This window comes from Kitasatospora sp. NPDC058478 (assembly GCF_042720345.1).
Lineage (GTDB): Bacteria > Actinomycetota > Actinomycetes > Streptomycetales > Streptomycetaceae > Kitasatospora.
In genome coordinates, this window is sequence record NZ_JBHXML010000032.1 from 23,813 (window position 1) to 50,599 (window position 26,787).

Annotated in this window: 21 protein-coding genes; 7 read left to right on the forward strand and 14 right to left on the reverse strand. The window is 73.2% G+C overall.

Going from position 1 to position 26,787, the window contains the following annotated elements:
* The first annotated feature begins 40 nt into the window (after positions 1 to 40).
* From ACFWPT_RS19230 to ACFWPT_RS19245, 4 genes are all read left to right on the forward strand, one after another.
* Positions 41 to 1,777, forward strand: coding sequence for an amidase (locus ACFWPT_RS19230; protein ID WP_380482979.1), 1,737 nt, complete (start codon positions 41 to 43; stop codon positions 1,775 to 1,777).
* 702 nt (positions 1,778 to 2,479) lie between these two features.
* Positions 2,480 to 3,355, forward strand: a complete 876-nt coding sequence (locus ACFWPT_RS19235) for a pyridoxal-phosphate dependent enzyme (RefSeq protein WP_380482981.1) — start codon at positions 2,480 to 2,482, stop codon at positions 3,353 to 3,355.
* A 253-nt stretch (positions 3,356 to 3,608) separates the two neighbouring features.
* Complete coding sequence (locus ACFWPT_RS19240) at positions 3,609 to 3,980, forward strand: CU044_2847 family protein (RefSeq protein ID WP_380369261.1); 372 nt, start codon at positions 3,609 to 3,611, stop codon at positions 3,978 to 3,980.
* The gene (locus tag ACFWPT_RS19245) at positions 3,980 to 8,290 is read left to right on the forward strand and encodes a trypsin-like peptidase domain-containing protein (RefSeq protein WP_380482983.1); all 4,311 of its coding nucleotides are present in this window, start codon (positions 3,980 to 3,982) and stop codon (positions 8,288 to 8,290) included. Before ACFWPT_RS19240 ends, ACFWPT_RS19245 begins: the two co-directional genes overlap by 1 nt.
* A gap of 135 nt (positions 8,291 to 8,425) precedes the next feature.
* Here ACFWPT_RS19245 and ACFWPT_RS19250 read toward each other — a convergent pair whose 3' ends face one another.
* The 12 genes from ACFWPT_RS19250 to ACFWPT_RS19305 form a co-directional block, all read right to left on the reverse strand.
* Positions 8,426 to 9,532, reverse strand: a complete 1,107-nt coding sequence (locus ACFWPT_RS19250; protein WP_380482985.1) for a hypothetical protein — start codon at positions 9,530 to 9,532, stop codon at positions 8,426 to 8,428.
* A gap of 201 nt (positions 9,533 to 9,733) precedes the next feature.
* The gene (locus ACFWPT_RS19255) at positions 9,734 to 10,075 is read right to left on the reverse strand and encodes a hypothetical protein (protein WP_380482987.1); all 342 of its coding nucleotides are present in this window, start codon (positions 10,073 to 10,075) and stop codon (positions 9,734 to 9,736) included.
* Positions 10,076 to 10,279: 204 nt separating this feature from the next.
* Positions 10,280 to 10,846 carry a Uma2 family endonuclease gene (locus ACFWPT_RS19260; protein WP_063352015.1) on the reverse strand — a complete coding sequence of 189 codons (567 nt, stop codon included), beginning with the start codon at positions 10,844 to 10,846 and terminating at the stop codon, positions 10,280 to 10,282.
* 130 nt (positions 10,847 to 10,976) lie between these two features.
* Complete coding sequence (locus ACFWPT_RS19265; protein WP_380482989.1) at positions 10,977 to 11,795, reverse strand: maleylpyruvate isomerase family mycothiol-dependent enzyme; 819 nt, start codon at positions 11,793 to 11,795, stop codon at positions 10,977 to 10,979.
* 139 nt (positions 11,796 to 11,934) lie between these two features.
* Entirely contained in the window at positions 11,935 to 12,288 is a 354-nt protein-coding gene (locus ACFWPT_RS19270) for an antibiotic biosynthesis monooxygenase family protein (protein WP_380334514.1), read from the reverse strand.
* 81 nt (positions 12,289 to 12,369) lie between these two features.
* Complete coding sequence (locus ACFWPT_RS19275; RefSeq protein ID WP_380369275.1) at positions 12,370 to 13,614, reverse strand: beta-ketoacyl-[acyl-carrier-protein] synthase family protein; 1,245 nt, start codon at positions 13,612 to 13,614, stop codon at positions 12,370 to 12,372.
* A complete protein-coding gene (locus ACFWPT_RS19280) occupies positions 13,611 to 13,922 on the reverse strand; it encodes an acyl carrier protein (protein WP_380334520.1) in 312 nt (103 codons plus the stop codon). The genes ACFWPT_RS19275 and ACFWPT_RS19280 overlap by 4 nt, the downstream gene beginning before the upstream one ends.
* Positions 13,919 to 15,019, reverse strand: a complete 1,101-nt coding sequence (locus ACFWPT_RS19285; protein ID WP_380482991.1) for a beta-ketoacyl-ACP synthase 3 — start codon at positions 15,017 to 15,019, stop codon at positions 13,919 to 13,921. The genes ACFWPT_RS19280 and ACFWPT_RS19285 overlap by 4 nt, the downstream gene beginning before the upstream one ends.
* Positions 15,016 to 15,855 carry an SDR family NAD(P)-dependent oxidoreductase gene (locus ACFWPT_RS19290; RefSeq protein ID WP_363630894.1) on the reverse strand — a complete coding sequence of 280 codons (840 nt, stop codon included), beginning with the start codon at positions 15,853 to 15,855 and terminating at the stop codon, positions 15,016 to 15,018. Before ACFWPT_RS19290 ends, ACFWPT_RS19285 begins: the two co-directional genes overlap by 4 nt.
* Positions 15,856 to 15,884: 29 nt before the next feature.
* Entirely contained in the window at positions 15,885 to 16,967 is a 1,083-nt protein-coding gene (locus ACFWPT_RS19295) for a 3-oxoacyl-ACP synthase III family protein (protein WP_380482993.1), read from the reverse strand.
* A 17-nt stretch (positions 16,968 to 16,984) separates the two neighbouring features.
* Positions 16,985 to 18,964, reverse strand: coding sequence for a hypothetical protein (locus ACFWPT_RS19300; protein WP_380482995.1), 1,980 nt, complete (start codon positions 18,962 to 18,964; stop codon positions 16,985 to 16,987).
* Positions 18,961 to 20,052, reverse strand: a complete 1,092-nt coding sequence (locus tag ACFWPT_RS19305; RefSeq protein ID WP_380482997.1) for an acyltransferase domain-containing protein — start codon at positions 20,050 to 20,052, stop codon at positions 18,961 to 18,963. Before ACFWPT_RS19305 ends, ACFWPT_RS19300 begins: the two co-directional genes overlap by 4 nt.
* 336 nt (positions 20,053 to 20,388) lie before the next feature.
* On the opposite strand from ACFWPT_RS19305, the gene ACFWPT_RS19310 reads away from it, so the two are divergent.
* Positions 20,389 to 21,717: a tol-pal system YbgF family protein gene (locus ACFWPT_RS19310; protein ID WP_380482999.1), complete on the forward strand. Its 1,329-nt coding sequence runs from the start codon at positions 20,389 to 20,391 to the stop codon at positions 21,715 to 21,717.
* A 38-nt stretch (positions 21,718 to 21,755) separates the two neighbouring features.
* Here ACFWPT_RS19310 and ACFWPT_RS19315 read toward each other — a convergent pair whose 3' ends face one another.
* Positions 21,756 to 22,829, reverse strand: coding sequence for a hypothetical protein (locus ACFWPT_RS19315; protein WP_380483001.1), 1,074 nt, complete (start codon positions 22,827 to 22,829; stop codon positions 21,756 to 21,758).
* A 619-nt stretch (positions 22,830 to 23,448) separates the two neighbouring features.
* On the opposite strand from ACFWPT_RS19315, the gene ACFWPT_RS19320 reads away from it, so the two are divergent.
* Together ACFWPT_RS19320 and ACFWPT_RS19325 are read left to right on the forward strand one after the other, a co-directional pair.
* A complete protein-coding gene (locus ACFWPT_RS19320) occupies positions 23,449 to 24,759 on the forward strand; it encodes an MFS transporter (protein ID WP_380369294.1) in 1,311 nt (436 codons plus the stop codon).
* 51 nt (positions 24,760 to 24,810) lie between these two features.
* Complete coding sequence (locus ACFWPT_RS19325; RefSeq protein WP_380483003.1) at positions 24,811 to 25,530, forward strand: hypothetical protein; 720 nt, start codon at positions 24,811 to 24,813, stop codon at positions 25,528 to 25,530.
* A 170-nt stretch (positions 25,531 to 25,700) separates the two neighbouring features.
* On the opposite strand, the gene ACFWPT_RS19330 is transcribed toward ACFWPT_RS19325, so the two are convergent.
* Positions 25,701 to 26,618, reverse strand: a complete 918-nt coding sequence (locus ACFWPT_RS19330) for a hypothetical protein (RefSeq protein ID WP_380483005.1) — start codon at positions 26,616 to 26,618, stop codon at positions 25,701 to 25,703.
* Positions 26,619 to 26,787: the final 169 nt, after the last annotated feature.

A 26,787-nucleotide genomic window follows, 5' to 3' on the forward strand; every position in this document is an offset into this window, starting at 1 on the left:
CGCCTCGGACCGTTCAACCGAAAACCCTGGAGGCACCCGCATGACACGCGCATTCGACGTCGTCGAGACAGATATCGCCGACCTGCGCGCGGCGTTGGAGAAGGGCGAGACCACCGCGGTCGGCCTGCTCGACGCCTACCTCGCCCGGATCGACGCCTACGACCGGCCCGGCACCGCCACCGCGCTCAACGCGATGGTCGTGATGAATCCGCACGCCCGCTCCGAGGCCGAGGCCTCCGACGCCCGCCGCGCGCGCGGCGAGACCCTCGGTCCCCTCGACGGCATCCCCTACACCGCCAAGGACAGCTACCTCGCCGAGGGCCTCACCGCCGCCGCCGGCTCACCGGCCTTCGAGCACCTCGTCGCCCAGCGCGACGCCTTCGCCATCGAGCGCCTGCGCGCCGGCGGGGCCGTGCTCATCGGCCTGACGAACATGCCGCCGATGGCCAACGGCGGCATGCAGCGCGGCGTGTACGGCCGCGCGGAGAGCCCGTACAGCGCCGACTGGCTGACCAGCGCCTACGGCTCCGGCTCCTCCAACGGCTCCGGCACCGCCACGGCCGCCTCGTTCGGCGCCTTCGGCCTCGGCGAGGAGACCTGGTCCTCGGGCCGGGCCCCCGCCTCCAACAACGCGCTGTGCGCCTACACGCCCAGCCGCGGCGTGATCTCGGTGCGCGGCAACTGGCCGCTCGTACCGACCATGGACGTCGTCGTCCCCCACACCCGCACCATGGCCGACCTGTTCGAACTGCTCGACGTCATCGTCGCCGACGACCCGGACACCCGCGGCGACCTGTGGCGCGCACAGCCCTGGATCCCGCTGCCCGCGCCGTCCCAGGTCCGTCCGGCCTCGTACCCGGCGCTGGCTCCCGCGGACGCGGCAGCGGCGCGCGCAACGCTCGCCGGCCGGCGCGTCGGCGTCCCCCGGATGTACATCAACGCCGACCCCGACGCCGGCACCAACCCCGACGGCGGCATCGGCGGCCAGACCGGGCAGCCGATCGACACGCGCGCCTCGGTGATCGCCCTGTGGCAGGCCGCCCGCCGCGACCTGGAGGCCGCCGGCGCCGAGGTCGTCGAGGTCGAGTTCCCCGTGGTGACCAACTACGAGTCCGACCGCCCCGGCGCGCCCTCCCTCCTCACCCGAGGCCTCGTCAGCCGCGACTTCCTCACCCACGAGATCCTCGACCTCTCCGCCTGGGCCTGGGACGACTTCCTGCGCGCCAACGCGGACCCCGCACTGGCGACCCTCGCCGACGTCGACAGCGCACTCATCTGGCCCAAGCACCCCGGCGAACTGCCGGACCGCTACGCCGGCTTCGACGACGTGATCGCCGACTACCCGCGGCTGGTGCGCGACCGCCCCTACGCGTCGATCACCGAGATCCCGCACCTCGAGCAGGGACTGCGCGGGCTCGAGGAGACCCGCCGGATCGACCTGGAGACGTGGATGGACGAACTCGGCCTGCACGCCGTGGTCTTCCCCGCCGTCGCCGACGTCGGCCCTGCGGACATGGACGTGAACGAGTCCTCCGCGGACCTCGGCTGGCGCAACGGCGTCTGGGTCGCCAACGGCAACCTCGTCCCCCGCCACCTCGGCATCCCGACGGTCACCGTCCCCATGGGCACCATGGCGGACACCGGCATGCCCGTCGGGCTGACCTTCGCCGGGCGCTCCTACGACGACAACACCCTGCTCCAGCTCGCCGCCGCCTTCGAGACGACCGGGCAACGCCGCACGGAACCGCCGCGCACCCCGCGCCTTCCGGTCGGCTGACGGACAGCCAGGACAAAGGGATCGCGGGTTCCCAATGCCCCCCGCGACTTCACACAACGAAGAGGCCGCTTCCACCAGAAGGTGGAGGCGGCCTTTCCGGCCTTTGCACGCTTGCCGAACTCCGCACCGCACGCAGGGAGCCGTCCCTGACGGTACGTCAGAAATGTGATGCCGATGTGCCGGTGTACCGACCACCACCCGGAGAGGCGCCTGGTCCTGGTCCCAGCCGTGGGCGGCCGGCCCCCTCGGCCCGGAGCTGCTCCTCCAGCTCACGGGCGGGCCGCGCACGTTGCGCTGTCGCGACGAATAGTGCGTGTCGCAAGCACCGCGTTTCCACCAGGGGCCTTCGCGCCTCCCATGCTGGGGCGGATGCCGCCCCGCGTGGGCGGGTGGAGCTCGATGAGCTGGACGGAGACTGCTGATGAGTGTGATGGAACGCGTGGACGAGAGGGTCCTGGCGGTGGAGGGGGACGACGAGTCGGACGTCTACCCGGACGACCGGGAGTGGGTGAACGCCTGCATCCAGCGCATCCGCGGCGAACTCGCGCCCAAGGAGACGGCGGTGAACGAGATTCCGCTGCCCCCGCAGCTCAACGGGTTGAAGCTGTACATCAAGCGAGAGGCCGACCAGCCGTCCGGTAGCCACAAGCACCGGCTCGCGGCGGCGCTGCTCACCCACGCGCTGGCCAGCAGGGCCGCCCCGTGGTGGAGGCGTCCAGCGGCTCGACGGCCATCTCCGAGGCGTGGTACTGCCAAAGGCTCGGCATCGACTTCTACGCGGTCGTGCCGAAGAGCACGGCCCCGGAGAAGCAGAAGCTGATCGAGCAGTACGGCGGCACCGTGGTCCCGGTGGCGGGTGACATCGTCGAGTACGCCCGCCGGGTGGCGAAGCGCTATGACGGCCACTTCATGGACCAGTTCACGTACGCGGAGCGGTCCTACGACTGGCGTGGCGACCACAGTCTCGCGGCGGAACTGCTGAAGGTCCTGCCGGACCTGGACTGGTTCGCCATGGGCGCGGGCACCGGCGGCACGACGACCTCGGTGGCCCGGTACGCCCGGTACACCGGCAAGAAGCTCCGGGTGTGCGTGCCCGACCCGGAGCACTCCGCGTACTTCGACGGCTGGTACTGGCAGGACCCCACGGTGACCGACCAGGGCTCGCACATCGAGGGCATCGGCCGGCCCAGGGTCGAGGCCTCGTTCGTACCGACCACGGTCAACCGCATGATCCGCGTCGCCGACGCGGCGTCGGTCGCCACCATGCGCTACCTCTCCGACCGGACGGAGTTGGGCATCCACGCCGGGCCCTCGACCGGAACCGGCGTGTTCGTCGCGATCCGGATCCTGCTCGGCATGAACGAGGGCACCCAACTCGGAAGCGTCGCCACCGTGATGTGCGACCCGGGCGACCGCTACACGAACGAGTACTACAACGACGCCTGGCTGGCAACGCAGGGGATCGTCTACAAGCCCTGGTACACCACCATCAAGGACTTCTTCGAGAACGGCGTCTGGGCCCCGCCCACCTCCGTTCCCCCCACGCCCCGCCCCACGACCGTCCTGTGGAACATCTGACGGCCCATGCGCCGACGAGCGGGCCCCGGAACGGCGGTGCAGCCGTTCCGGGGCCTGTTCACGGATTTCCGTCGCGATCGGGGCCGGCTCCCGGCACCAGCGGGACCGCCGCGCGGACCGCCGGCGACGGGAAGCCCGAGCTGACTGGCAGTCATGATTCCGGGACGCGGAGGCCGGTAGGCCTTTACGGTGAGCAGGCGACACCTCACAAGCGGTGTGCTGTTCGGGGACTTTGACCAGATCCGGGGGGATCATGGCGTACTTCGTGGAACTGCCCGTCGGCTCGGTGAGCGACGGGCAGGACGTGGTCCGGGTGGAGATCGAGCAGGTCGGGGAAGGGCTGGTGCAGGTCGCCCGGCCCGGACAGGTGGTGGCTCGGGCGACACGCTCGCTCGGGGACATGCTGGCCGGTGTGCGTCCGGTCGCGCAGAACTTCGTCGAGGGGTTCCGGGACCTGGCGCACGCCCCGGACGAGATCAGCATCGAGTTCGGCCTGTCCTTGTCGGCCGAGGCCGACGTGGTGATCTCCAGCACCGCCGCAGAGGCCAACTTCAAGGTCTCGCTCACCTGGAACCGGCAGACCACCGAGGCGTCGGCGCCTCCGGCGGCCTCGGACCCGGCCTAGTGTCCACGTCCCGCGCCGACGCCGTCGACGGGGCCGGGCCCGACGCACTGGCCTCCGCCGTCGTCCGTATCCATGACCGTCGAGGCGTCCCGGTCGGCCTCGGCTTCCTGGTGACCGCCGATCGGATACTGACGTGTGCGCACGTGGTGTCCGCCGCGCTGGGCCTCCCTCCGGGAGCCGAGCCGGACGCCGACGCCCGCGTCGACGTCGACCTCCCGCTGCTCACCGACCCGCTCACCGACCCGCTCACCGACCCGCCCGCCGCAGCTGACGGCACAGGCGGTACGCGCGTGCCCACGACCGTTGAACGGTGGGCGCCCGCCCACCCGCACGGCGCCGGGGACGTGGCCGTGCTGCACCTGTCCACTCCGCTTCCGGGCGCCCGGCCGATCCGCATCGTGGAGTCCTCCGACGTCTGGGGACACACCGTGCGGGCGTACGGCCTGCCGAGCGGCCGCCCGGGCGGTGTCTGGCACTCCGGTGTCCTGAGGGCCCGGCAGGCCAACGGGTGGATCCAGGCCGACCTGGCCGCCAACGGCTACCGGGTCTCCCCCGGGTTCAGCGGCGGCCCGGTGTGGGACGAACAACTCGACGGTGTCGTCGGCATGATGGCGGTCGCGGAGACCGGAGATCCTCCATCCGGTTACCTGATCCCTGCCGAGGGCCTCGCCGCCGTGTGGCCGCAGCTTCGCGAACTGGCGCTGCCGCCGTCACCGTTCCGGAGTCTGCGCCCGCTTCAGGAATCCGACGCCCCGGTCTTCCACGGCCGTCGGGCGGAGACGGCCGAAGTCACCGCCCTGGTCGCCCGGGAGCGGTGGACCACCCTCGTCGGCCCATCCGGTTCGGGCAAGTCCTCCCTCGCGATGGCCGGCATCATACCCCGCCTGCACTCCCAGGGCATGACCGCCGTGGTGATCCGGCCCAGCGCCGGCGCCACCCCGCTGTCCGCGCTCGCCGCCGCGCTGTCTCCGCTGCTGGAACCGGATCTGACCGAACTGGAACGTCTCGAACGCCTTCCGGCGCTCACCGGCCTGCTGCGCGCCCAGGGGCTCGGAGATCTCGCGGCCCTCCTGCTGTCCCGCCTCGGCACCGATCAACTGATCGTCGTGGTCGACCAGTTCGAGGAGATGCTCACCGGAGCCGACCCGGCGGCTGTCGATGAGTTGGCGGCCGTGCTGTTCGGCCCGTCGCTCCCTGGGACCGTGCACGTGCTCACCACGCTCCGGGCCGACTACCTGGAGACCGCGCTGGCCCATCCGAGTCTTGGCCGGGCCTGCAGCCGGCAGGTCTACGCTCTGGGGCCGATGACCGGTGACCAGCTCCGGGAGGTCGTCACCGCACCGGTGGCGGCGATTCCGTCGGTTCGCTACGAGGCCCACCTGGTGGACCGCATCCTGACCGATGCGGGCGGTGAGGCGGGTGCCCTGCCGCTCCTCGGCTTCACCCTCGACCTGCTGTGGAAGCGTCAGGCGGCCGGGGTTCTCAGCCACCGTGCGTACGAGGAGATCGGTCACGTCAGCGGAGCCCTCGGGGAGTACGCCGAGCAGGCCTGGGACAGACATGTCTCCGCCGGGGAGGAGCCGGCCGCCCGCCGGCTCTTCACCCGCCTCGTCCGCGTCCCCCTCGGCGCACCCGGTGCCACCCGCCGGACGGTTCCCCGCCAGGAGCTCGCCGAGGACGAATGGCACATCGCCCAACGTCTGGCCGGCACCCGGCTCCTGGTCATCGATCACAGTGCCGAGGGCGTCGAGACCGTTGAGCTGGCCCACGAGGCCCTGATCACCGCCTGGTCCCGGCTGCGCGACTGGGTCGGCGAGGACCGTGCGTTCCTGGAGTGGCGGGAATCCGTCCGGCACGACCGTCGGCGTTGGGACCACGCCGGTCAACCCGCCGACCTGCTCCCCACCGGGCCCACCCTCGCCACCGCCCGCACCTGGCAGCGCGAGCGCGGCGCCGAGCTGTCCGAGGCCGAACGCAGCTACCTCGAACTCGCGAGGAGGCACCACCGGGCCCGCGGCCGCCGGCGCCGCACCTTCCGGACCGTCCTCGTCGGGGTGATCACCGTCTCCCTCGCCCTGGGCGTCCTGTTCGCCACGGCCCGCCGCGATGCCGCGGAGCGCCAGGCCGACTCCGACTCCCGCGCCCTCGTCCAGGCCTCCCAGGACGACATGGCCTACGACCCGGTCCGGGCCGTGATGATGGCCCTCGCCGCGTACCGGACGAAGCCCACGCCGGAGGCCCGGAACCAGTTGATGCGGCAGTACCTCCTCCGGGCCGGCGCGGACTCCCTGTTCTCGGGCCTGTCCGGAACCGGCGGGACGTTCAGCACCAGCCGAGACGGTGACGTCGTCCTCTCCCGTGACGCCATGGCCCACGTCGTCCTGTTCGTCCGCGGCCGGGACGGCACCGTCCACAGCTGGCCGGTCCCGGCCCAGTACGCCTTCTACCTGATGGTCTCCCCGGACGGACGCCGAGCCGGATTCGTGGCCGACGACGGGACGGGAGGCTGGTTCGACGTCGACAAGGAGAGCACCGCGCCCATCGGCCAGGTGCACCAACTGCCCCGGGTGGACGGGGTGCTGCAGATCTCCTCGGCTCCTGCCGACGCGACCGCGATGTCACCCGACGGGCGCTACATCGCGGTTCCGACCCGCGACAGCCTGGTCTGGTGGGATCTGGACGCGGGGACGATCGCCGGCCGCGTTCCCGCACCTCAGAACATGGGAAGCGGGCTGTGGTTCGGCTCCGACGGGCATTCCCTGCTCGTGAAGACCAGCAACGGCAGTACCGGACTGGCCTCCGTAGACATGGCCGGCGGCGCCGCGCGGACCGTGGTGATGCCTGCTGATCACCAGGGGATCCTGCCCTCCGGGGACCGGACCACCGTCGCCGTCGTCCAGACCCACGACCCCGGACAGGGCAGTGGCACGAAGAGCACCGTACGACTGATCCGGGTGTCCGACGGATCCGTGGTGGGGAAACCTTACGAAACCACGGAGACGATCGCCCCGGCGGCCGAACTGACCGCGGCGAGCGCCGACGGCCACCGGATCGTGATCAACGAAGCCGCCAAACTGACGGTCCTGGACCTCGACCGGGGAAAAGCCGTCGCGTTGGTGGACGAACCGGGCCGCCTGTACGAGCACGCGTCCGTTCTCCTCTCCAACGGCGGGAAGGAGTACCTCGCCGGTCAGGGACGGAGCTCCATCTCCTACACCGAGATCCCCGCGGGCGAGGAGGACACGGCCGCGGCCGACACCGTCCACCTCAGTCGGGACGGCAGAAAGCTCACCACCCGCCTGACGGGCGGCACCGACCTCGAACTCCGCGAGCCCGGGCTCGACCCCGGAAGGCTCCTGACCAGAACAGCCCTGCCACAGCCCGCCTGGAAGGGCAAAGGCGACCGCCTCATGTCCAACCGGGACGACACGCTCATCGCGCTCCGGGACGGCCCGAACACCGTCTCCGTCCGTGATGCCTCCACCCTGCGAGCGGTCGCCCGCATCACAGTGGCACCACCGCCCCAGGGCGCCTCGGCAGCCGACGGCTTCAGCTACTTCTTCGACGGGGCCGACCGCCTGGTGACGGTCTCCGGCACCCGGATCCAGCAGTGGGAGGCCAGAACCGGCCTCCGGTCGGCGCAGTTCGACGCGGCCGCGTTCCACCCCCGGGCCGACAAGCCCGGCACGCCGCAGATGTACGTCGGCCCGTACTGGCAGGAGGGAAAGGTGACCGTGGTCGTGCACGACGACCCCGTGATCCGTGTCGTCGACATCGGCACCGGCCACACCGTCACGTCGCTGAACCCGGGCATCACCGACCTGATCGCGGCCCGGTTCGACGAGAGCGGCCGCTACCTGGCCGTTCTCCGCCGCAACAGCGTCATCGAACTGTGGCGGCTCGACCCCCTGCAGAGGGAAATCGGCCCCCTCCCCACCACCAGCACACCGGGCCAGAACTCGGCCATCACCCGCTTCGTCGACGCCCAGGGCCGTTTCATGATCGCGGCCGACAACGCCATCCGGATCTACCAGGTCAGCGGCCAACCTTCCGTCGACTCCTACGACTTCCGCAACGTGACCGACAACAGTCTGCAGGAGCCGCTCACGTTCCTGGACGCCACCAACGACGGAAAGACCCTCCTCATCCGCACCGAGAACGACTACGTCCACCGGATCGTCCTCGACCCCGACGCCTGGCAGCGGAGCCTGTGCCGCATCATCGGCTACCGCTCCTTCACCACCGATGAACGACGCACCCTGCCGGTCCGGGTACCCGACCGCCCCCTCTGCCCTCCCCCCAAGCCCTGAAGCTGCGGACGGCCCCGGAATCGACGCCGACTGCGCGGTGAACGCGCAGATCCGGGCTTCCACCCGCAACGGCTGGACGTGATCTCGCGCTTGTCGCCCTCCCGACCACCCGCGCCCTCCCGACCGCCCGCGCCCTCACTCCGGCTGCGGGCGGTGGTTGTGGAACAGGACGGTCCCCTCCACCAGCCCCTTCTCCACCACCGCCGGCGTGGCGCGCAGCCACTGGAGTGCCTCCGCACTGGTCGGGGTGTCGGCGACCAGCTTGTAGAAGGACAGGTAGCCCGCCACGCGTTCCAGGAGCACGCTGTTGGGGATCGGGATCGCCGCCCCGAAGGCGTCGAGGGGATCCCGGCCGGCGGCGCGGTAGCTGTCCATCGTGTGGAACTCGCCGGCGAGTCGGCTGCGCTCGGGCGTGAGCCGGTCCCCGGGGATCGTCTTCAGGATCGCGGAGAGTTTCCCCTGGCTCTTGCTGTAGCCGTCGCCCATGGCGAGTTTGAGCGCCGCGGCCGCCTCTTCGCCGAACGCGCGCAACTCGGTGGAGATCTTCCGCTGCGCCATCGTCTGCGGCTTCTCCTGGGACTTGAAACGGCCGGTGACCGAGTCGAGCGCGTGCTGCATCTCATGGGTCACGGTCGCGGCGAATTCCCGCAGTTCGAGCGGTGAGGCCTGGTCCTTGGGCGGGGTGATCCGCAGCGCGCCGCCCTCTCCTTCGTTGCTGAGCGCGAACAACGCGCGCGCACCCCTGATGTCCGTCTGCTCGTCGATCTCGATGGTGATCGCGGACTCCTCCAAGGCCTTGAACAACTCCCGGTAGGGGACGCTGAATCCGTCACCTTCCTGCTCGCCGGACGCCTGTTGGAGCAGTTCCGCGAAACGGTCCGGCGAGAGGTGCTGCCGTGACCAGTCGGCCTTGGCGTAGGTGATGGCGCGCTGCACGACCGGCTCACCGGGACGGGCGGCCGGCGCGTCCCCCGTCCTCCTCTGGACGGGGGACCGCTGTACCGGTGCGCCCGCCCCGACGACGGCCTGCGGGTGACCGCACCCCGCACCGTGCTGGTGCCTGGACCGCTCGATCACCCGCGAGACCGCGGCGTTGCCGATGCCGCGCTGCAAGGCGAGGACCGTCTGCGCAGACACGCCCCCGAGGCTCAACCCCAGCCCGTCGGCCGCCGGAGCGACCTTGCGCGGCAGGTCGCGGCGCCGCTGCGGCTCCGACGGCTTGCCGGGGTCTTTCGCGTGCATGGGGAACCCCTCCGGAGGCGCGACAGGTGTTCCCTCTGGCATATCCGGCCGGACTGTCGCCGCGCAGCACAACGGACGATCGGGCACCGATCTGTGCTCCAAAGGGCACGCAACGGCCGGGGTGCGCACCCGTGCTGTGCCCGGTGCGTCCCCGGCCCCGCCGGCGTGGTCAAGGAGGAGAACACGCCGGTGTCGAACGGATCAGCTGTTGCCGCCGCTGCTACCACCGCCGTTGTTGCCGGTACCACCACCGTTGTTACCGCCGCCGTTGTTGCCACCGCCGCCGCTGTCGCCACCGCCACCGGTGGTGGGAGGCGGCGAGAGCAGGTTGAGCAGGTCGCCCAGAAGGTTGGGCTTGTAGATGTACGTGTTGCCGCAGTTGTTCGAGAAGCCCGCGTCCTGGCCGACCACGCATGCGATGCCGACGTCTCCGCCACGCCTGTCCGTGCCGCCATGGCCACCGGAGTCGGCGACGGCCCAGCTCGCGTCCGCAAGAACGAGAGCACTGGCAGCAGCTGCAACGACAGCGAATTTCTTGATCATCTCTCCACCTCTTGGTTGGTGACTTCGCTTCATGCTGCGGAATCCACGCATGCCACCACCGCACGGCAGGGCGGTTAAATCGTAAAACTCGATAATATTTCACCCAATTCACCCAGGGTTGACGGGCCGTCACCGCAGGGCAGTCGGCTCACCGGACCCCGATCAGGCTACGAAGCCGACCCACCGCCCGGCCGACTCCCCGACTCAGAAACCCGCCGTGTCGAGTTCAAGGCTCAGCGGAGGCGGTAGCTGCAGGGGGGTGCCGAAGGGGTGCGGTCCTTCCACCCGGGTGTAGCCGAGCCGGCCCGGCTGGGAGAGCAGCGTGCAGGTGCGTTCCTGCCGGTCGACCAGGAGGTACACGGGCGCGCCGAACTGCGAGTAGCGCCGGCGCTTGGCGGTCCTGTCGGTTTCACCGTTCGACGGTGATGTCACTTCGACGACGAGCACGGTCTGGTCCGGGAGGAGCGCTCCCTCCGTCTTCGCCAGCTCGGCGGGTACGACGGCCAGGTCCGGCACGTAGAAGTTCTCCGTACCGGGCAGGTCGAGGTTCCCGGAGCCGGCACGGAGGTCGAGCTCGCGCATGCGAGGGCCGATCTGCTCACGGATCAGGTCGACAGCGCTCTCGTGGGCCCAGGACGGTGACACCGGGGTGATGACTCCCTCTACGATCTCGACACGGTCACCCGCAATATGCCGAATTGCATACTTCAGGGCCTGCTCCGGATTCGGCACCTGGCTGTAGTCACCTGGGCCGGCGTGCGCTGTACTCACGTGCTGCTCTCCTGTCCGGGATCTCAACCCGCAGAACGGACCAGTGACAGTCTGACGTGTCCGCCCCTGGGCGCCACGACATGACGTCACGATGCGCCGGCGTGACACCGGCGGCGGCCGGCGGCCGTGTTCAGGGGGCCGCGAACAGCCGGGGGAAGCCCGGTGCCAGCCACGGCCGGCGGCCCCAGGCGAGCACCTTGCCCCGGGCGAGGGCGCCGGTGGCGGTGTAGCGGCCCAGCGCGATGAGGAAGAACGCCACCGGGCCGGTGAGGATCGTGCAGTCCGGGCGGCGCGGCGGCTCCTGGCTCACCACGGCGGCACCGTCCGTGAAGGTCACCGCGAACCCGCCCAGGCCGCGCACCCGAAGCCGGTAGCAGGCGCTGTGGCCGGCCGCGGCGCGCGCGTCCAGCACCCGTGGCATCGCCATCTGCAGGAAGGGCATCGTCAGCCCGACGCGGTGCCGGTCGAGCGGGTGCGGCCGCCCGAGCGCGACGGCGATGTCGTAGAGGTGGCCCAGCATGTGGGTCAGCAGGTAGGCGCCGAGGGTGTCCAGGTCCATCGGGCCGAGCGGGGTCAGCACCGGCTCGGTGCCGCCGCGCGCGCCGGCCGCCGCCGTGAACTGCCGTGCCTGCCGGGCGATCTCCCCGGCGAGCACGGTCAGGTCCCGCTCCGGCCGCCTGGCCAGCGAGGCCGCGTTCGCGGCGGCCAGCGAACCCGGACTGCCGTCCCCGTACGGCCGTTCCTCGCCGGCGGCCAGTGCGGCCATCAGCTCGTTGGCCATCGCCAGGTGGGCGGCGGCCTCGCCGACCGTCCACTCGGCGCCGGGTATCGGGGTGTCGCCGCGGCCGCCGGCGAGCAGGGCGACGGCCTCGTCGCCGACGGCGGTGACGGCTTCGAAAAGCGCGGTGCGCGCGGCACCGGGGACGTGCTCGGGGAGCGGGAGGGTCATGCTGGTGAAGACTGGCCGACCCCCGCACCGCTGTCCAGACCCGCGACACGGTTCGGTCCGGCCCCTGACCATCGCGGCCCGCCTGGACGACGAGAGCCGGTCAGCCCGCTATCGGGCCCCGCGGACCCTGGAAACCGCCCTACGCTCGGCTGAAGCCGTGGCTGCGCTCCACCTTCGCCACGTGCAGCGTGTAGTTCTGGTACCACTCGGCTTGCCCGCGCTTCTGCGCCGCGCGGTGCTCGACGTTGCTCCGCCACTCCGTGAGGGCGTCGGCGTCGCGGAAGTACCCGACAGTGATGCCCAGGCCGCCGGGAGTCTGGGCGTGGTCCATCCCCAGGTACCCGGGGACGTCCTTCACCAGGTCTTCCATGCGTGCGCTGGTCTCGCTGTAACCGCTCTGGTCCTGGGTCCGCACTGTCGTGAAGACGGCCAGGTAGTAGGGGGGTTCATAGGCCTCGACGGGCACGACAGGTGCTTCGGGGTGATCGCTCATGGCGCCACCGTAAGGCGGGACGCGCCGAATGATCCAGTTCTTTCCTGAACAGCTGATGCGCCTTGCGTCCTCGTCCCGCTGTCAGCTCCCGGAGGTGGCGGCGGGGGCGAAGGCGAGGGCGGTGTTGTGGCCGCCGAATCCGGCCGAGGTGCTCAGTGCGAGGTGGAGGCGCTGGCGGCGGGGGCCGTCGTGGACCAGGTCGATCGCGCCGGTGTCCCGGTCCGGGAGGGCGAACCCCGCGGTGGCGGGGACGAGTTGGTGCTGCACGGTGAGCACCGTCAGGGCGGCTTCGATGGCACCGGCGGCGCCCATCGTGTGGCCGAGCGCGCCCTTGGCGGAGGTGACGGACGGGGGGCGCAGGGCGAAGAGCCGGTCGATCAGGCGGGCTTCCGCGGAGTCGTTGAGCGGGGTGCTCGTACCGTGGGCGTTGACGTGGTCGACGTCGTCGGGGCCGGCGCCGGCCTCGGCGAGGGCCAGCCGGGCGGCCGCTTCGAGTCCACGGGCTTCCGGGTGCGGTGCGACGGGGTGGTAGGCGTCGGCGGCGGTTCCGGTGCCGACCAGCAGGGCCCTGGGCGTGGCCTGCCGCGACGTCGCGTCCGGCCGGCGTTCCAGGACGAGGAAGCCCGCTCCCTCGCCGATGACGAAGCCGTCGCGGTCCGCGTCGAACGGGCGGGAGGCGCGGGCGGGGTCGGTGTTGCGGGAGAGCGCCTTCATCCGGGCGAATCCGGCGACGCAGACCGGAGTGATCATGGCGTCGGTGCCGCCGGCCAGGGCGATGTCGCAGGCTCCGGTGTGGAGCAGCAGGGCCGCGGTGTGGATGGCGGCGGCCCCGGAGGCGCAGGCCGTGGCGGTGTGCAGCACCGGGCCCGTCGTGCCGAGCTCGATGGCGAGTTGAGCTGCTGCCATGTTCGGCAGGAAGGCGGGGAGCGCCAGTGCGGACACGGCGGAGGGGCCCAGGGTGCGGAGTCGTTCCGCCGCGTGTTCGTAGCTGCCGACTCCTCCGGCGGCGGAGCCGAGGACCAGAGCGACCCGGGCGCCGTCCCAGCGCGCGGGTTCGAGGCCCGCGTCGGCGACGGCCTCCCGCGCGGCGGCGATGGCGAAGCGGGTGGCGCGGTCCAGCCTCCAGGGCTGACGGCCGCCGACCAGCGCGGCGGAGTCGCCGGGGACCCGGCAGGAGAGGACGACGGGGAGCCCGGCGAGCGCCGGATCGGGTGCGGCGGTGCTGCGGGCGTCGAGGACGCCTCGCCAGGTCGGCTCCGCCCCGTGACCGGCCGGGGTGACCAGGCCGATCCCGGTGACGGCGAGCGGTGGGCGGGCCGCACTCATGCGGCTGGGCCGGGCGGCTGCTCGGGGTCGACGGACGGGTCGGGCCGGACGGAGGCGACGGGCCGGACGGGCTGCGCGAGCAGGGCGTGGATGCGGTCGACGAGCTGGCCCACCGTCACGTCGGCGGCGGAGTCGAGGTCGTCGTCCAGGGCGACGCCCCAGTGTTCCTGGAGGGTGACGACGAGTTCGATCCGGGCGAGGGAGTCGAGGTCGAGCTCGTCGAGGGCGGCGTCGTCGCCGATCGTGTCGGAGGGGGTGTCGAACTTCTCGGTGAGCAGGGTGACCAGGTGCTCGCGGACGGGGTTCACGGTGGGCTGACCTCCTCGTGGTCGTGGTCGTGGCGCGGGGGCCGGGGTTCCGGGGCGGCCGTCCGTACGGGTGCGTCCGGCCACAGCAGGGTGGCGGAGGCCCAGGTGAGACCGCCGCCGAAGGCGGTGAGCAGGGTCGGGGCGCCCGGGCGGCAGGCCCCTCGGGCGGCGGCGTCGGCGAGGGCGAGCGGTACGGAGGCGCCCGCCGTGTTGCCGACGTCGCGGATGTTGCCGAAGCGGTGCCGCGGCGGGATGCCGAGGCGGTCGGCGACGGCGTCCAGGATCCGCTGGTTGGCCTGGTGCCCGATGAAGGCCTCGACCTCGCGGGCCTGCCAGCCGGTCGCGGCCAGGGCGGCCCCGGCGGAGGCGGCCATCCGGCGTACGGCGTGGGCGTAGACCTGGCGCCCGCGCATCCGGAAGTAGCGGTCGCCGCGCCCGGGGGCTTCGGTGGCGGGGAGTCGCGGGCCGCCTGCGGCCACGGTGATCAGGTCGCTCCCGCCCCCGTCGCTGCCCCAGTCGGTCTCCAGCAGGGCCCCGGGTTCGGTGGTGTCCCCGGGGCGGAGCACCACCGCGGCGGCGGCGTCGCCGAAGAGCGGTGCGGTGTCGCGGTCGAAGGGGTCGACGATGGCCGAGTACTTCTCGGCCGCGACCACCAGGGGGGTTCGGCAGGCGCCGCTGCGGAGCAGGGCGGAGGCCGTGGCCAGGCCGTAGAGGAAGCCCGAGCAGACGGCTGCGAGGTCGAACGCGGGGACCGGTCCGAGGCCGAGGCGGTGGGCGACCTCCGGTGCGGTGGCCGGGCAGGGGCGGTCCGGCGTGGTGGTGGCCAGCAGGAGCAGGTCCGGGCGCAGGCCCGGGGAGCCGGTGGAGTCGATCGCGGCGCGCGCGGCGGCCGTGGCCAGGTCCCCGGTGCTGACGCCGGGTCCGGCCAGGCGCCGGCGGTGGATGCCGGTCCGGCCGGTGATCCACTCGTCGGTGGTGTCCAGGCCGCCCCGGGCGATGATCTGGGTGTTGGTCACCTCCTGGGGCGGGAGGCTGGAGCCGAGGCCGGCGATCACCGCCGTGGCGCGGTGGCCGGGGGCGGAGGGTGGGGAGGTCATGCCGCGGCGAACGGGGAGGGCGGCTTGGGGGTGCCCGCAAGACCGCCGTCGGGGACCGAGAGGCCGCCGTCCAGGGCGATTGCCTGCCCGGTGAGGAAGGCGGAGGCGGGCGAGGCCAGGAACAGCGCCGCTGCGGCGACCTCCTCCAGCTCGGCCCAGCGCCCCATGGGCACATGGGCCAGCAGCCAGTCGGTGAGCGCGGCATTGGTGTGGACGGCGGCCGTCATGTCGGTGCGCACCCACCCGGGGCACAGCGCGTTGACCCGGATCCCGCTGCGGGCCCAGCCGACCGCGAGGCTGCGGGCGAGGGAGACCTGGGCGGCCTTGGTCGCGGCGTAGACCTCCATCATGGGCGTGCCGACCAGACCCGCGACCGAGGACATCAGCACCAGGCTGGCGCCGTCCGACTGCGCCAGGTACGGGTGGGCGTGCCGGCAGATCGCGGCGGTGGCGTTGAGGTTGACCGCGACCACCTCGTCCCAGACGTGCTGCGGGAGGTGCTGCAGCGGTGCGAGGAGTGTGCTGCCGTCGGGGTTGGTGGGCAGGATGCCGGCGTTGTGGACGACGATGTCGAGACCGCCCAGGGCCTGGGCGGCCTGGTCGACGATGGCGGCCTGCCCGGTGTCGGCGAGGTCCCCGGGTACCAGGACGGGGGTGCCACCGTAGCGGGCCACCTGGTCGGCGGTGTGCTTCAGCGCGGGCCCGGTGCGGGCGGAGAGGGCGAGCCGGGCCCCGGCCTGGGCGAGCGCGACGGCGACGGCCTGGCCGATGCCGCGCGAGGAGCCGGTCACCAGTGCGCGGCGGCCGTCGAGGCGGAAGCGGTTGAGGATGGTCATGGGGGTGTTCCTCCGGTTCCGGCGGGGCGTCAGTCGGTGGCGTTCCGGGCGGTGCTGTCCCGGGCGGGGGTGTCCCGGGCCAGGGTTTTCAGGTCGCTGCTGGACCGGACGGGCGCGCGCAAGGAGCGGGCGCCCGTCCAGGTGAGCAGGGCGCTGCCCCAGGTCAGGCCGGCGCCGAAGACGCAGACGAGCACGCGGGCCCGGTCGGCCAGCAGGCCGCGGGCGGCGGCGTCGGCCAGCGCGAAGGGGGCGGAGGCCGCGCCGATGTTGCCCGTCAGGTCTCCGGTGATGTGCAGGCGTTCGGCCGGGATGCCGATCCGGTCCGCGACGGCGCGCAGGAGCAGCGGGTTGGGCTGGTGGGTGATGAAGGCGTCGATGTCCTTGAGGTCGAGGCCGTGGTCGGTGAGGGTCTGGTCGACGAGGCGGGGGAAGATCTCGGTGATGAAGTCGCGCACGACCCGGCCGTCCATGTGGATGTGGTGCAGCCCGGCGTTCAGGCTCTCGGGGCCGGCGGGTATCCGGCTGCCACCGGCGGGGATCAGCACGTGGTGCGCGCCGCGGCCGTCCGAGCCGAGGCGGAAGCCATGGAAGCCGGCGTCGTCGTGGACGGGGCCCAGGACGGCTGCGGCGGCGCCGTCGGCGAAGAGGACGGCGGTGGCTCGGTGGGCGGGGTCGACGAACTTCGAGTAGGCCTCGACGCCGACGACCGCCGCGTACCGGGCGCCGGGGGTCGTGGCCAGCCAGGCGTGCGCGACCTTGGCCGCGAACAGCCAGCCGGAGCAGGCCGCGCTGACATCGAGTGCGACGGCGTTGCCGGCGCCGGTGAGGGCCTGGATGCGGCAGGCGGTGGCCGGCCCGAGTTCGTCGGGCGTGGAGGTCGCCGCGACGACGAGGTCGAGCCGCTCCGGCGGGATACCGGCGGCCTCGCAGGCGGCCAGTACGGCGGCCGCTGCCAGGTCCGAGGCGGCCTCGTCGGGTGCGGCCCGATGCCGTTCGACCACGCCGGTGCGCTCGGTGATCCAGGTGGCCGAGACCCCGGCGGGCGGGCCGACCTCGTGGTTGCCTCGGACCTCGGCGGGCAGGTACGTGCCCATGCCCAGGACGCCGGTCATGGGGGGCTTCCTTCGGTTCACGACGTGCTCCCGGTGCGATCGGAGGAGCCGGTGGAGGAGCCGGTGGAGAAACTGGTGGAGGAACTGGCGGGGGCGCCGGCGGAGGCACCATGGGCGGCCAGGAGCGCGGCGGCGTAGTCGGGCTCGTCGAGGGCGGTACGGGCGAGGCCGGCCCCGGGGTCGAGGGCGGCCACGATGTCCGGCAAGGCCTGACGCAGCCGGTCGCACAGGGCGTCCATGGCGGCAGGCAGGGCGCGCACCGCCGAGGGGGTGAGCACGCCGGTCGCCAGCAGGGGACCGGCCAGGCACCGGGCCTGGCGCAGGCCGTCGAGCGCGGCGAGGTCGGCCGCCCGGGGAACGGGCCACCCGCGCCCGTGCGCGGCGCTCCCCTCCACCGCGGCCTCGGCCGCGAGCCGGCGGGCCTGGACGTCCCCCAGCTCCAGGGCGTCCTCCAGCAGCGGGTTCCACAGGTCCAGGTCGCGGTGGAGCGAACGGTGGGGCGAGCGGCGCAGCGCCTCGGTACGGGCCGAAGCCGCGGCGGCGAGGTCGTCGGCGAGCCGGTCCTGCAGCGCGGTGACGACCGAGGGCCACCACGCCGCGTCGGTCGGATCGGACGGGAACTGGCCCTGGTCTGACGGAAACCGGCCCGGGCCGGCCGGCCCGCGATCGGGGCGTGCCCGCTCCTCGGCGAGGGCGCGGCCGGCGTCGAGCAGGATGAGGGTGTTGTCGCCGCCGGCGTTGTCGAAGGCGCGGGCGAAGCCGAGGTAGCCCGGCAGCCGGTTGTGGTCGAAGAGGCCCGACACCCCGCAGCGGTGCTGGAGGGAGTCGACGAGGTCCGCCACGGCCCGGGTGCTGTGCGCCTTGTAGAGGGCGAGCGAGCGGTCGACCGCGGCCCAGGGCGAGAAGGTCATCGCCGTGCCCGGCCCGTCGGAGGGGCTTGCGGCGCGCAGGCCCGCCCACGTGGACAGGGCCGCCCGGGCGGTGCAGCGCAGGGAGAAGGCGGCGGCCAGCGCTCCGACGACGGCGTGCTGCTGGGTGCGGTACTCCAGGACCGGGCTCCCGGGCGCCAGCCGGCCGTGCGAGCGGCGGCCCGCGCTGAACCGCCAGGCCATCGCCGCGCTGCGGCCCGCCAGGCCGGCCATCGCGGACGGCAGGGTGGCCCACAGCCCCTGGCCGCAGCTCAGGGTCCGCTGGAGGCGGGCGTCGGCGCTGGGCTGAGGGTCGTGCAGCACGCCCGTGGCGTCGATCCCGGCCCCGTCCGCCAGCCAGCGGTCGTACGGGATTCGGGCGCCGTGGAACCGGACGAGGCCGTAGGGCAGCGGGAGCGCGCCCACCGGGAGCGGGCCGGAGACCGACACACCCGGTGCCGGGCGGCCGTCGGCCCCGGTGATGTCGACGAGGAAGGAGAACACTCCCCCGTCCCGGGCGCCCGTCAGCAGCCGTGCGCAGACCACCGCCTGCTGGGGCAGGCCGAGCGCCGCGACGGAGGAGAACTTCGCGGCCCGGTGGTCCGGGGTGTGCAGTGTGAACGCGCGGCGGACCGGGTCGAACCGGGCCTCGGTACGGATCCCGAGGTGGCTGCCGGCGTCGCCGATCTCGGTGACCAGGAAGGAGCCCTTGGTGCGTGCGTGCGCGAGGGCGCCGTCCGGGTCCGCGGCCTTGCCGCCCAGGAGAACCAGCGAGCCGACGCACAGGGTGTAGTGGGAGAGGAAGGTCTGGTAGAGCGATGGATCCGCCAGTGCCGTCGCCTCGCTGAGTGCGGCCAGCAGCTCCGCGTCGGCGACCACCTCGGCCGCCGGCGGCAGCGAGGCCGCCAGACGGGCCAGCCGCCGGTGCGCGCTGACGTCCGTGCGCAGGGCTGACGCCCCGTGTTCGGCCCGGTGGTCCGCCAGGAGCTGTCTGAACTCCGCGGCCCGCCGGGGAGGGAGCAACGCCGAGAGGCGGGTCAGGACGTCGATCGCGTCGGCCTCCTCGCCAGGCCTCCGTTCAGTGTTCATGAGTCTCCCCGTGCGGCCGTCGTGGTCGGGTGGTGGTGGTGCGACGTGCCCTCCCCCGGCGCGGCGGGAGGCGGGCAGGAGCGCGGGGGCTCCAGCGGCGACTGGGGCGGGGACGGAGGGCCGGTCGGCCACGGACCGTCGGCGACCGGCGCGAGCGCGTCCTGCCGCGGGTCGATCCTGCGCACGCTGTTCGTCAGCGTGCTGCCGGTGCCCGCCTCGACGACCAGCGAGGCGTCCGCCAGCGCCGCGCCGAACACCGCGGGCAGGTCGAAGGGCCTGACCAGGCAGGCGGACAGCGCGCTCGGCAGGTCGCTGTCCGCGCGGTAGAGCCGGCCGGCCACCGCCGAGTACACCGGTCGGCGCGGCGGGGACAGGCGCAGCCGTCGGGCGAAGTACGCGAACGCACCGGCCTCGTGGACGAGAGCCGGGTGGTGGCTCATGAACGGGAGCCGCAGCCGCTGCACCCCCACGCCGTGCGCCGTCGCCGACCGTTCGACGACGGCGAGCCCGTCGAGCGGGCCGGAGACCACCGTCTCCCCGCCGTGGTTGACACAGGCCACCACCACGCCCGTGCCCGGCCCGGCGGCCGCGAGCAGCCGGCGGGCTGTGGCCGGGCCCGTGCCCAGCAGTGTCATGCCGCCACCGTGGCCGGTCAGCAACTGCCCGAGCCGGCAGGCCAGCCGGGCCCCGTCGGCGACCGAGCAGCATCCGGCCGCGGTCAGCGCGGGGATCTCGCCGAAGCTGACCGCCAGGAGACGGTGCGCCCGGCAGCCGTCGGCTTCGAGTGCCCGGTGCACCGCCAACGACACACCGAACAGCGCGAGTTGTACGGTCCCGGGCGGCTCGGCGGCCAGCGCGCCGGTGCTGAGCGGGGAGCCGCCTGTCAGTTGGGAGCCACCACCCGAACGGGAGCCGCCTGTCAGTTGGGAGCCGCCTGCCAGCCGGGGGCCGATCGGTGCCACCCCGAACTCGGCGGCGACCACGTCGGCCTCCTCGAAGACCTCGGCGACCGCGCGTGCCAGCGACCCGACGCGGGGAAGCGTCCGCAACAGCGGGGTCAGACTGAAATCCCCCTGCCCGGGGAACATGTGAACGAACTTTTCGATGGCCGTGGGACTCTGCGGACGCTGCGGGCCGGACATCACGGATTCCGCCTCCACCCTGGGGCACGCTCGAAGGAAACGCCCCGACGTCACTGATGGTGGAGTCTGCGGCCGCGCTCGCGGGCGCTTTTCGACGGCCGGCCCGTCAAGCTTTTCCGGGCGTCAACTTTCAAAGAATTAAACCGAGTTGAGAATCCCATTCGGGTATCCCGGCGGCACCGCGAGCGGATAGCATGGCGGGATGTGCGCAGCGCGACCGCGTACCGCGGAGGCCGGACCGGGCCGCCGTGAGCGCGGCGTCGACGACCCGCCGGGAGAGACATGGCCGTCCGCCGTGTGCCCAACGCCCGCCTTCGCGAACTCCTCGAAGAAGCCCAATGGACCGGAGAGCAACTGGCCCGGGCCGTCAATCAGATCGGCACCGAATCCGGATGGGCCCGGGCCTACGGGCGCGCCTCGGTGCACCAGTGGCTCACCGGAGCTGTTCCCCGCAAGCCCGTCCCCCACCTCGTCTGCGCGGCGCTGGGCCGTCGGCTCCGACGGCCCGTCACCCTGGCCGACGCCGGATTCGGCGGCCCGCCACCGGACGCCCCGCCGCCGGATTCCCCGGCGGTGCTCGCACGGCTCGCTGCGGCGGCCGTCACACCCGATCGCCACGGGAGCCTCCTCTCCTACCAGCCGCCGCCCGCCCCGTCCGGAAGCCCGACCGGCCTGACCGAAGCCCCGAGCGGCCCGTCGGTACCCGCGGGCGCAAAGGCGCCCCCGCCCCAGCCGGACGCGCTCGCCCTGCTACTGCCCGTCTTCTCCGCGATCGACCGCGTCCACGGCGGAGGCCAGGCCCGCACCGCACTCGCCGCGTTCCTCTCGACCACGGCGGCGCCCATGCTCGCCGCACCCGCCCCGCCCGTCCGGCACTTCGGCATCCTCGGAGCCACCGCCCGACTGTGCTACCTGTGCGCCTTCATGCACGTCGACGACGACCTCAACGGCCTCGCCGGCCAGTACTACCGCCTCGCCCTCGACCTGGCCCGGCACGCCGGCGACACGGCCGCCCAGGCGATGACCCTGCGCGCCATGGCCACCCAGGCCTACGAACTCGGCCACCGGCGCCAGAGCCTGCGCCTGGCGCAAGCCGCCGCCGACTGCCGCATCAGCTCCTCGGCGCCGCGGCTGCGCGCCTCCGTCCTGGGGCAACTCGCCCTGTCCGAGGCCGCCGTCGGCGATCGGACGGCCGCGCTGCGCCACATCGGCGACGCCCGCGACCTCCTCACGAACGCCACGGGCCCGCCGCCGCCGATCGGCGACTACCACCGCGCCTCGTGGGACCACCAGCGGGCCCTCGTCGGAGTCGAACTCGGCGACCCCGCCGGGGCGATCAAGCTCCTGGAGGTGTCCGCCGCCCGCAGGCCCCGGGGCGAGTCCCGCTCCCGTGCCGTCATCCTCAGCAGGCTGGCCGAACGGCAGCTGGCGGCCGGGCACATCGAAGCCGCCTGCGCCACCTGGCACGAGTTCCTCGACGTCTACCCGCTGCTGGCTTCCCGCCGGGCCCATCTGGCCAGGGCGCGGATGCCCGGGCTCCTGCTCCCCCACCGCCGACGGCCGGCCGCGGACCACCTCATCCAACGGGCCACCGCCCTCGGGCGCGTCTGACGATTCGCGCCCGCGGCACCGTCCGGGCCTTCTCCCCGTCAGGGCCGGCGCGGAGTCCGCGCGAGGACGTCGGTCGCGACCTCCGTGACCGTACGGTGGTAGGCCACGCTCACCGGCCCCAGGCCGCCGATCACCCCGACCACCGCGTCCGTCGCGTCTCCAGCGCCCTCGGCCGCCCGCAGCGGGGCGATCACACCGACAGTCGCCGCCGCCGCGATCTCCTCGGGCCGCAGGGCGTTCAGACCGTTGAACGCCACGAACGCGCCGGAGCGGATCGACGCCGCCACGGCGCTGCTGGCGGAGACCAGTACCAGGTCGCTGGACTCCGCCACCGCGCGGACGGCGCGCCGCCGGTCGGAGGAGCGGTAGCACCACTGATCGGGGTGCTGGCCCCGAAGCAGCGGGAACCGCACGCGCAGCACCCCGAGGATCTCCGCGACCTCCTCGACCGGTGAGCACGGGTGCTGGACGAAGGACAACCGCTCGGGATCGACGGACCGCAGGGCCCGCGCCCCGGCCGCATCCGGCACCCGGACCCACCCCGCCTGCTGCGCGCCCGTCTGCTGCGCGGCGGGGCCGGCCGGGGCGAAACCGCCGCAGCCGAGCACGAGGACCGTGTCCCCGCGCGCCTCGTACTGCCGGACGGCGGCCCACGTCGCGGCCGCCCGCGGACACTCGGCCTGCCCCGCGCCCCCTGCGGACGGGGGAAGCCGGTTCAGGGGCTGGGACGGGACGACCGGGGTCGGTCCGCACGCGGGCTCCGACGCGCAGACGATCAGCCGTCTGGTCCGCACCGTGGCCGACCAGACCCGGACGGCCTCCGCCGCCACCGCCTCCTGGCGGGCCGGAGCGATCACGGCGATCCCCACCACGGCCCCGTCCAGGTCGATGTAGGTCGTGGCGAACAGCCGCCCGCCCCGGCCCGCCGGCAGGATCCCGCCGGCACCGATCCGGGAGGCGAACCCGCGCTCGTGGAGCCACCCGGCCACGAGCGGGGCCGCCGGGCAGGTCACCGGTCCGCGCGTCGGATGGACGTAGCCGGACAAGACGGTGATCGGACCGTCAGGGCCCGATGCCACGTCGGACTGCTCCGTCAACCGGGACCGGTTCATGCCGGCTCCTCCCAAGGGTGGCTGGCCACGTCGTTCGGCTCCGGCGAAGATCGCGGATGCCGTTGGTGATCTTCCGAGTGTGCCCGGTGAAGCCGCGCCGGCGAGCTGCGGACAGCGCCGTGGACAGAGGTGTCGCCGACGGGCGTCCGACAGCACTCCGGCGACGGCAGCGGGGGCCGGAGCGGGCGACGGGCCGGGTGTGAAAGTCGGATTCTCCATGAATCCGACCCGCCAGTGAGCCACATGCGAATGGAAGTCGCATTGTCCTGGCGGTCGGACGGCCGGAATCCACTCCACAGCACGACGATTCACCGGCGACACGATTAACCTGAACGCCACATTCGGACAAGAAGTCGAGTCGACCACACGAACCACGAACTCCCTTACTTTCGAGCCGAGTTGAACCAACCTCCGACCGGTCACGCCGGACGCCCCGGCGAACCCCCGGAGTTCGGGGCAAAGGTTCCGTGCGCACGCGAATAGTCCAGCCCGCGACGGCCTGCGTGGCGCGATGCCACCGGCGCTGGAATATTGCTAGAAGTGACGGCAGTCACACGCAATGGAGTTCGATGTGCGCTTCGCGACGCGCGATGTCCGCCGCTCGGTCATCGTCAGCCTCATGGGTACCACGCTCGTCTGGTACGACTTCTTCCTCTACGTCAACGCTTCCGTACTGGTCTTCAAGCACCAGTTCTTCCCCTACCTCTCGCCCTTCGCGGCGACGCTCACCGGCATCGGCCTCTACGGGGCCGCGCTGGTGGCACGGCCGGTCGGCGGGGCGTTCTTCGGGCACCTCGGCGACCGCCACGGCAGGCGCCCCGCCCTGGTCGGCGCGCTGCTGCTGACCGGGGCCTCCACCGGCCTGGTCGGGCTGCTGCCCGGCTACGGCCAGATCGGCTTCGCCTCCCCCCTCCTGCTGGTCACGCTGCGCCTGCTCCAGGGGCTCGGCCTGGGCGGTGCGTGGGGGGCCGCCACCGTCGTCGCGCACGAGTGCGCCGAACCGGGTCGCCGGGGGCTGGTGTCGAGCTGGGCCCAGATCGGCGCGCCGGCGGGCAACCTGCTGGCGTTCGGGGCCATGACGGCGGTCTCCGGTGCGCTGACCCCCGCCCAGTTCATGACCTGGGGCTGGCGACTGCCCTTCCTGCTCTCCGCCGTGCTGGTGGTGGTGGGGCTGTGGGCCCGGGCGCGGATCGAGGAGACCCCCGCCTTCCGGGCGCTCACCCTCACCGGGGCCCGCAGCAGGCGGCCGGTCATCGAACTGATCGCCCGGCACCGCAGGAAGCTGCTGATCACCACGGCGATCACCGCCGGAGCCGACGTCGTGCTCTTCGGCTTCTCGTTCAACTACGTCCTCACCCTGCTGCGCGTCGCCGGCCTGTCGCTCAACGCCCTGATCGCGCTCTCGCTCCTCGCCCCGCTCGCGCTGATCGCCCTGATCCCGTTCTTCGGCGCGCTCTCGGACCGCTACGGGAGACGGCGCGTCTGCCTGGCCGGGACCATCACCACGGCGGTCTGGGCCGCCGCGTTCGCGCCCCTGCTGCGCTTCGGCTCTCCTCCGGTCCTGGTGCTCGCCTACCTGCTGTCGCTGGTGGGCTTCGCCGCGATGTACGCCCCCCAGGCTGCCCTGGTCTCCGAGCTCTTCCCGAGCCGTGTGCGCCTCAGCGGAACCGCCGTCGGCTACCAACTGGGCGGACTCCTCGGCGGCACCCTCGCCACCTACCTGACCGCCGAGGCCACCGACTGGTTCAAGTCCCCGTCCGTGACCCCGCTCTACGTCCTCGCCGTCCTGGTGGTCAGCGGTACGGCGCTCCTCACCCTCGCGCGCCACGGCGAGGACGACGGCTCCCCCGCAGCGGCCGGGCCCTCGGACTCCGGGTTCCCCACCCCGTCGAGCCGTCCCACAGCCCCGGCCCCCGGACTCCCCGGGTGAGCCGGCCCCCAGCACCACCGGGCTCCCCCACCCCAAGAAAGGCACGACCCCATGAAACACCCCATCGGTATCGCGGCCGCCGCCCTCACGGCCGGCACCCTGGTCGGCGGACTGCTCGTGTTCGACACCTCCGCCGTCGGAGTGCCCCAGGTCATCACCTGTGAGGACAGCTTCACGATGACCTTCAGCTCCGGCCTCACCCTCGTCCCCCAGGACAACATCACGGCCACCCTCGGCAACCCCAAACTGCTCAACTGCACCGGTGACGCCCCCATCACCCAGGCGGACTACGTGGGGACCGGCCTCGGCAACGGCGTGACCTGCGCGGCCGGCAGCTACCAGAACGCGCCCGGCACCCTGCAGCGCGTCACCTGGGAGACCGCGAACGGCCAGCCCACCACGGAGGACCCGGGCACCACCGACTTCACCTGGGACATGCAGCCGATCCAGGACCTGCTCAAGTCGAGCAACCCCCTCAGCGGCGGCATCACCGCGGGCCGCTACAAGGGCGCCACCTGGACGGTGGTCCTCGACCCGGTCAAGTCCAACATCGACCTCACGGCCTGCAGCACCCCGACCGGCCTGAAGTCGATGACGCTGGACGGGACGGTCACCATCACGCTGCCCACCGGCACGCAGTCCCCCACGCCGACACCGACCTCCACCTCCAGCCCGACTTCCACCGCCACCCCCACGCCCACCGCCACACCCACGGCCACCCCCACGGCCAGGCCCATGCCCGTCCCCTTCGTCCCCGCGCAGGACGCCTGATCCCGAACGGGCGCCCCACCGCCGCGCTCCCGCAAGCCCCGCCCCTCGCTGCGGAGAGGGCGGTGCCCGGCGAACTCGGGCCGGGCGGGACGAGCCTCCTGGACACGGCGGCCTGACGAAGCGCTGGGCCCCGACGCCGATCAAGCGGCGCCGGGGCCCAGTCCGCTGTTCTAGAAGGTGAGGGTGATGCAGCCGTTGCCGCCCGCAGCGCCCTCGGTGCCGTCCTCGCCGGGGGTCTGGGGGTCGTCGAAGTTGCCGACGTAGTCCTGGCCGTCGCCACCGTCCCCGCCGTCCCCGCCGTCGCCGGTGCCCACGGGGCAGGCGGCCGACACAGGAGCCCCCGCTGCACCGCCTTCGCCGCCCACGCCGCCCGTGCTGCCGGGGACGGTGTCGCCGACGGTGGCCGGTGTCACGTCGACGCCTTCCTCACCACCGGCGCCGAGGTCACCGTCGGATCCGCCCGTGCCACTGGGCCCTCCGCCCTTGCAGGCGGAGGCGGGGACGCTCCCTCCGCCGTGGCCTCCCTCGCCCCGGGCGCCTCCGAGCACACTGCCCGCGCCCCCGCCACCGGGGCTTGACCCGCCGTCCACGGCTGCCAGGACGACTGCGCCGCCGGTGAGGGTGGATCGGCCCCCGGCGCCCCCGGCGCCGCCGTCGGCGCCCGGGTCGGTCTCCTCACCGGCGACACCTCCCGCTCCACCGGCTCCGCCGCTGCCGACGGTGAGGGTCAGCACGTCGCCGGGGGTGACGGCCAGGGTGCAGGTGACCCGGGCCCCTCCTCCGCCGCCGCCTCCCGCCCCGCCCCCGCCGCCGCTCTTGAAGAGGCCGGTGCCACCTCCGCCGCCCCCGCCGCCTCCCCCGGCACCCGACGCGACGAGGGTGACGGTGATGCCGGTGACACCGTCCGGGACGGTGAACGTGGCGTCGGTGGTGAAGGTCCGGGTGGTCGCGTCCCGGGCGGGCGCGGTTGCACCGACGGGCAGCACCAGCGCCCCCGCGAGGCAGCCGGAACCGAGGGCGGCGCGCACCCTCCGGGGGCGGGCAGGCCTCACACGGGCTCCGGCTGTCACCCAATCGTCGTAGCTCATGCTCAAACAGTGCTGTGGCCGCGGTCCTCCCGCGACGCCGGAGTGGGGATCGGGTGACCCGACCCGTCCGCGGCGGGGCGCCCGCACCGGCCACCTGGCCGCCCCGTCCCGCTGTCCGAGTGAGACACGGAGCGCGCCGGTGCCGCACAAATGCCGGTTGATCGAGTAC

Coding starts and splice junctions, on each gene's coding strand:
- ACFWPT_RS19230 (WP_380482979.1), top strand. CDS start 41: ATGACACGCGCATTCGACGTCGTCGAGACAGATATCGCCGACCTGCGC.
- ACFWPT_RS19240 (WP_380369261.1), top strand. CDS start 3,609: ATGGCGTACTTCGTGGAACTGCCCGTCGGCTCGGTGAGCGACGGGCAG.
- ACFWPT_RS19250 (WP_380482985.1), bottom strand. CDS start 9,532: ATGCACGCGAAAGACCCCGGCAAGCCGTCGGAGCCGCAGCGGCGCCGC.
- ACFWPT_RS19255 (WP_380482987.1), bottom strand. CDS start 10,075: ATGATCAAGAAATTCGCTGTCGTTGCAGCTGCTGCCAGTGCTCTCGTT.
- ACFWPT_RS19265 (WP_380482989.1), bottom strand. CDS start 11,795: ATGACCCTCCCGCTCCCCGAGCACGTCCCCGGTGCCGCGCGCACCGCG.
- ACFWPT_RS19270 (WP_380334514.1), bottom strand. CDS start 12,288: ATGAGCGATCACCCCGAAGCACCTGTCGTGCCCGTCGAGGCCTATGAA.
- ACFWPT_RS19275 (WP_380369275.1), bottom strand. CDS start 13,614: ATGAGTGCGGCCCGCCCACCGCTCGCCGTCACCGGGATCGGCCTGGTC.
- ACFWPT_RS19285 (WP_380482991.1), bottom strand. CDS start 15,019: ATGACCTCCCCACCCTCCGCCCCCGGCCACCGCGCCACGGCGGTGATC.
- ACFWPT_RS19290 (WP_363630894.1), bottom strand. CDS start 15,855: ATGACCATCCTCAACCGCTTCCGCCTCGACGGCCGCCGCGCACTGGTG.
- ACFWPT_RS19295 (WP_380482993.1), bottom strand. CDS start 16,967: ATGACCGGCGTCCTGGGCATGGGCACGTACCTGCCCGCCGAGGTCCGA.
- ACFWPT_RS19300 (WP_380482995.1), bottom strand. CDS start 18,964: ATGAACACTGAACGGAGGCCTGGCGAGGAGGCCGACGCGATCGACGTC.
- ACFWPT_RS19305 (WP_380482997.1), bottom strand. CDS start 20,052: ATGTTCCCCGGGCAGGGGGATTTCAGTCTGACCCCGCTGTTGCGGACG.
- ACFWPT_RS19310 (WP_380482999.1), top strand. CDS start 20,389: ATGGCCGTCCGCCGTGTGCCCAACGCCCGCCTTCGCGAACTCCTCGAA.
- ACFWPT_RS19315 (WP_380483001.1), bottom strand. CDS start 22,829: ATGAACCGGTCCCGGTTGACGGAGCAGTCCGACGTGGCATCGGGCCCT.
- ACFWPT_RS19320 (WP_380369294.1), top strand. CDS start 23,449: ATGGGTACCACGCTCGTCTGGTACGACTTCTTCCTCTACGTCAACGCT.
- ACFWPT_RS19325 (WP_380483003.1), top strand. CDS start 24,811: ATGAAACACCCCATCGGTATCGCGGCCGCCGCCCTCACGGCCGGCACC.
- ACFWPT_RS19330 (WP_380483005.1), bottom strand. CDS start 26,618: ATGAGCTACGACGATTGGGTGACAGCCGGAGCCCGTGTGAGGCCTGCC.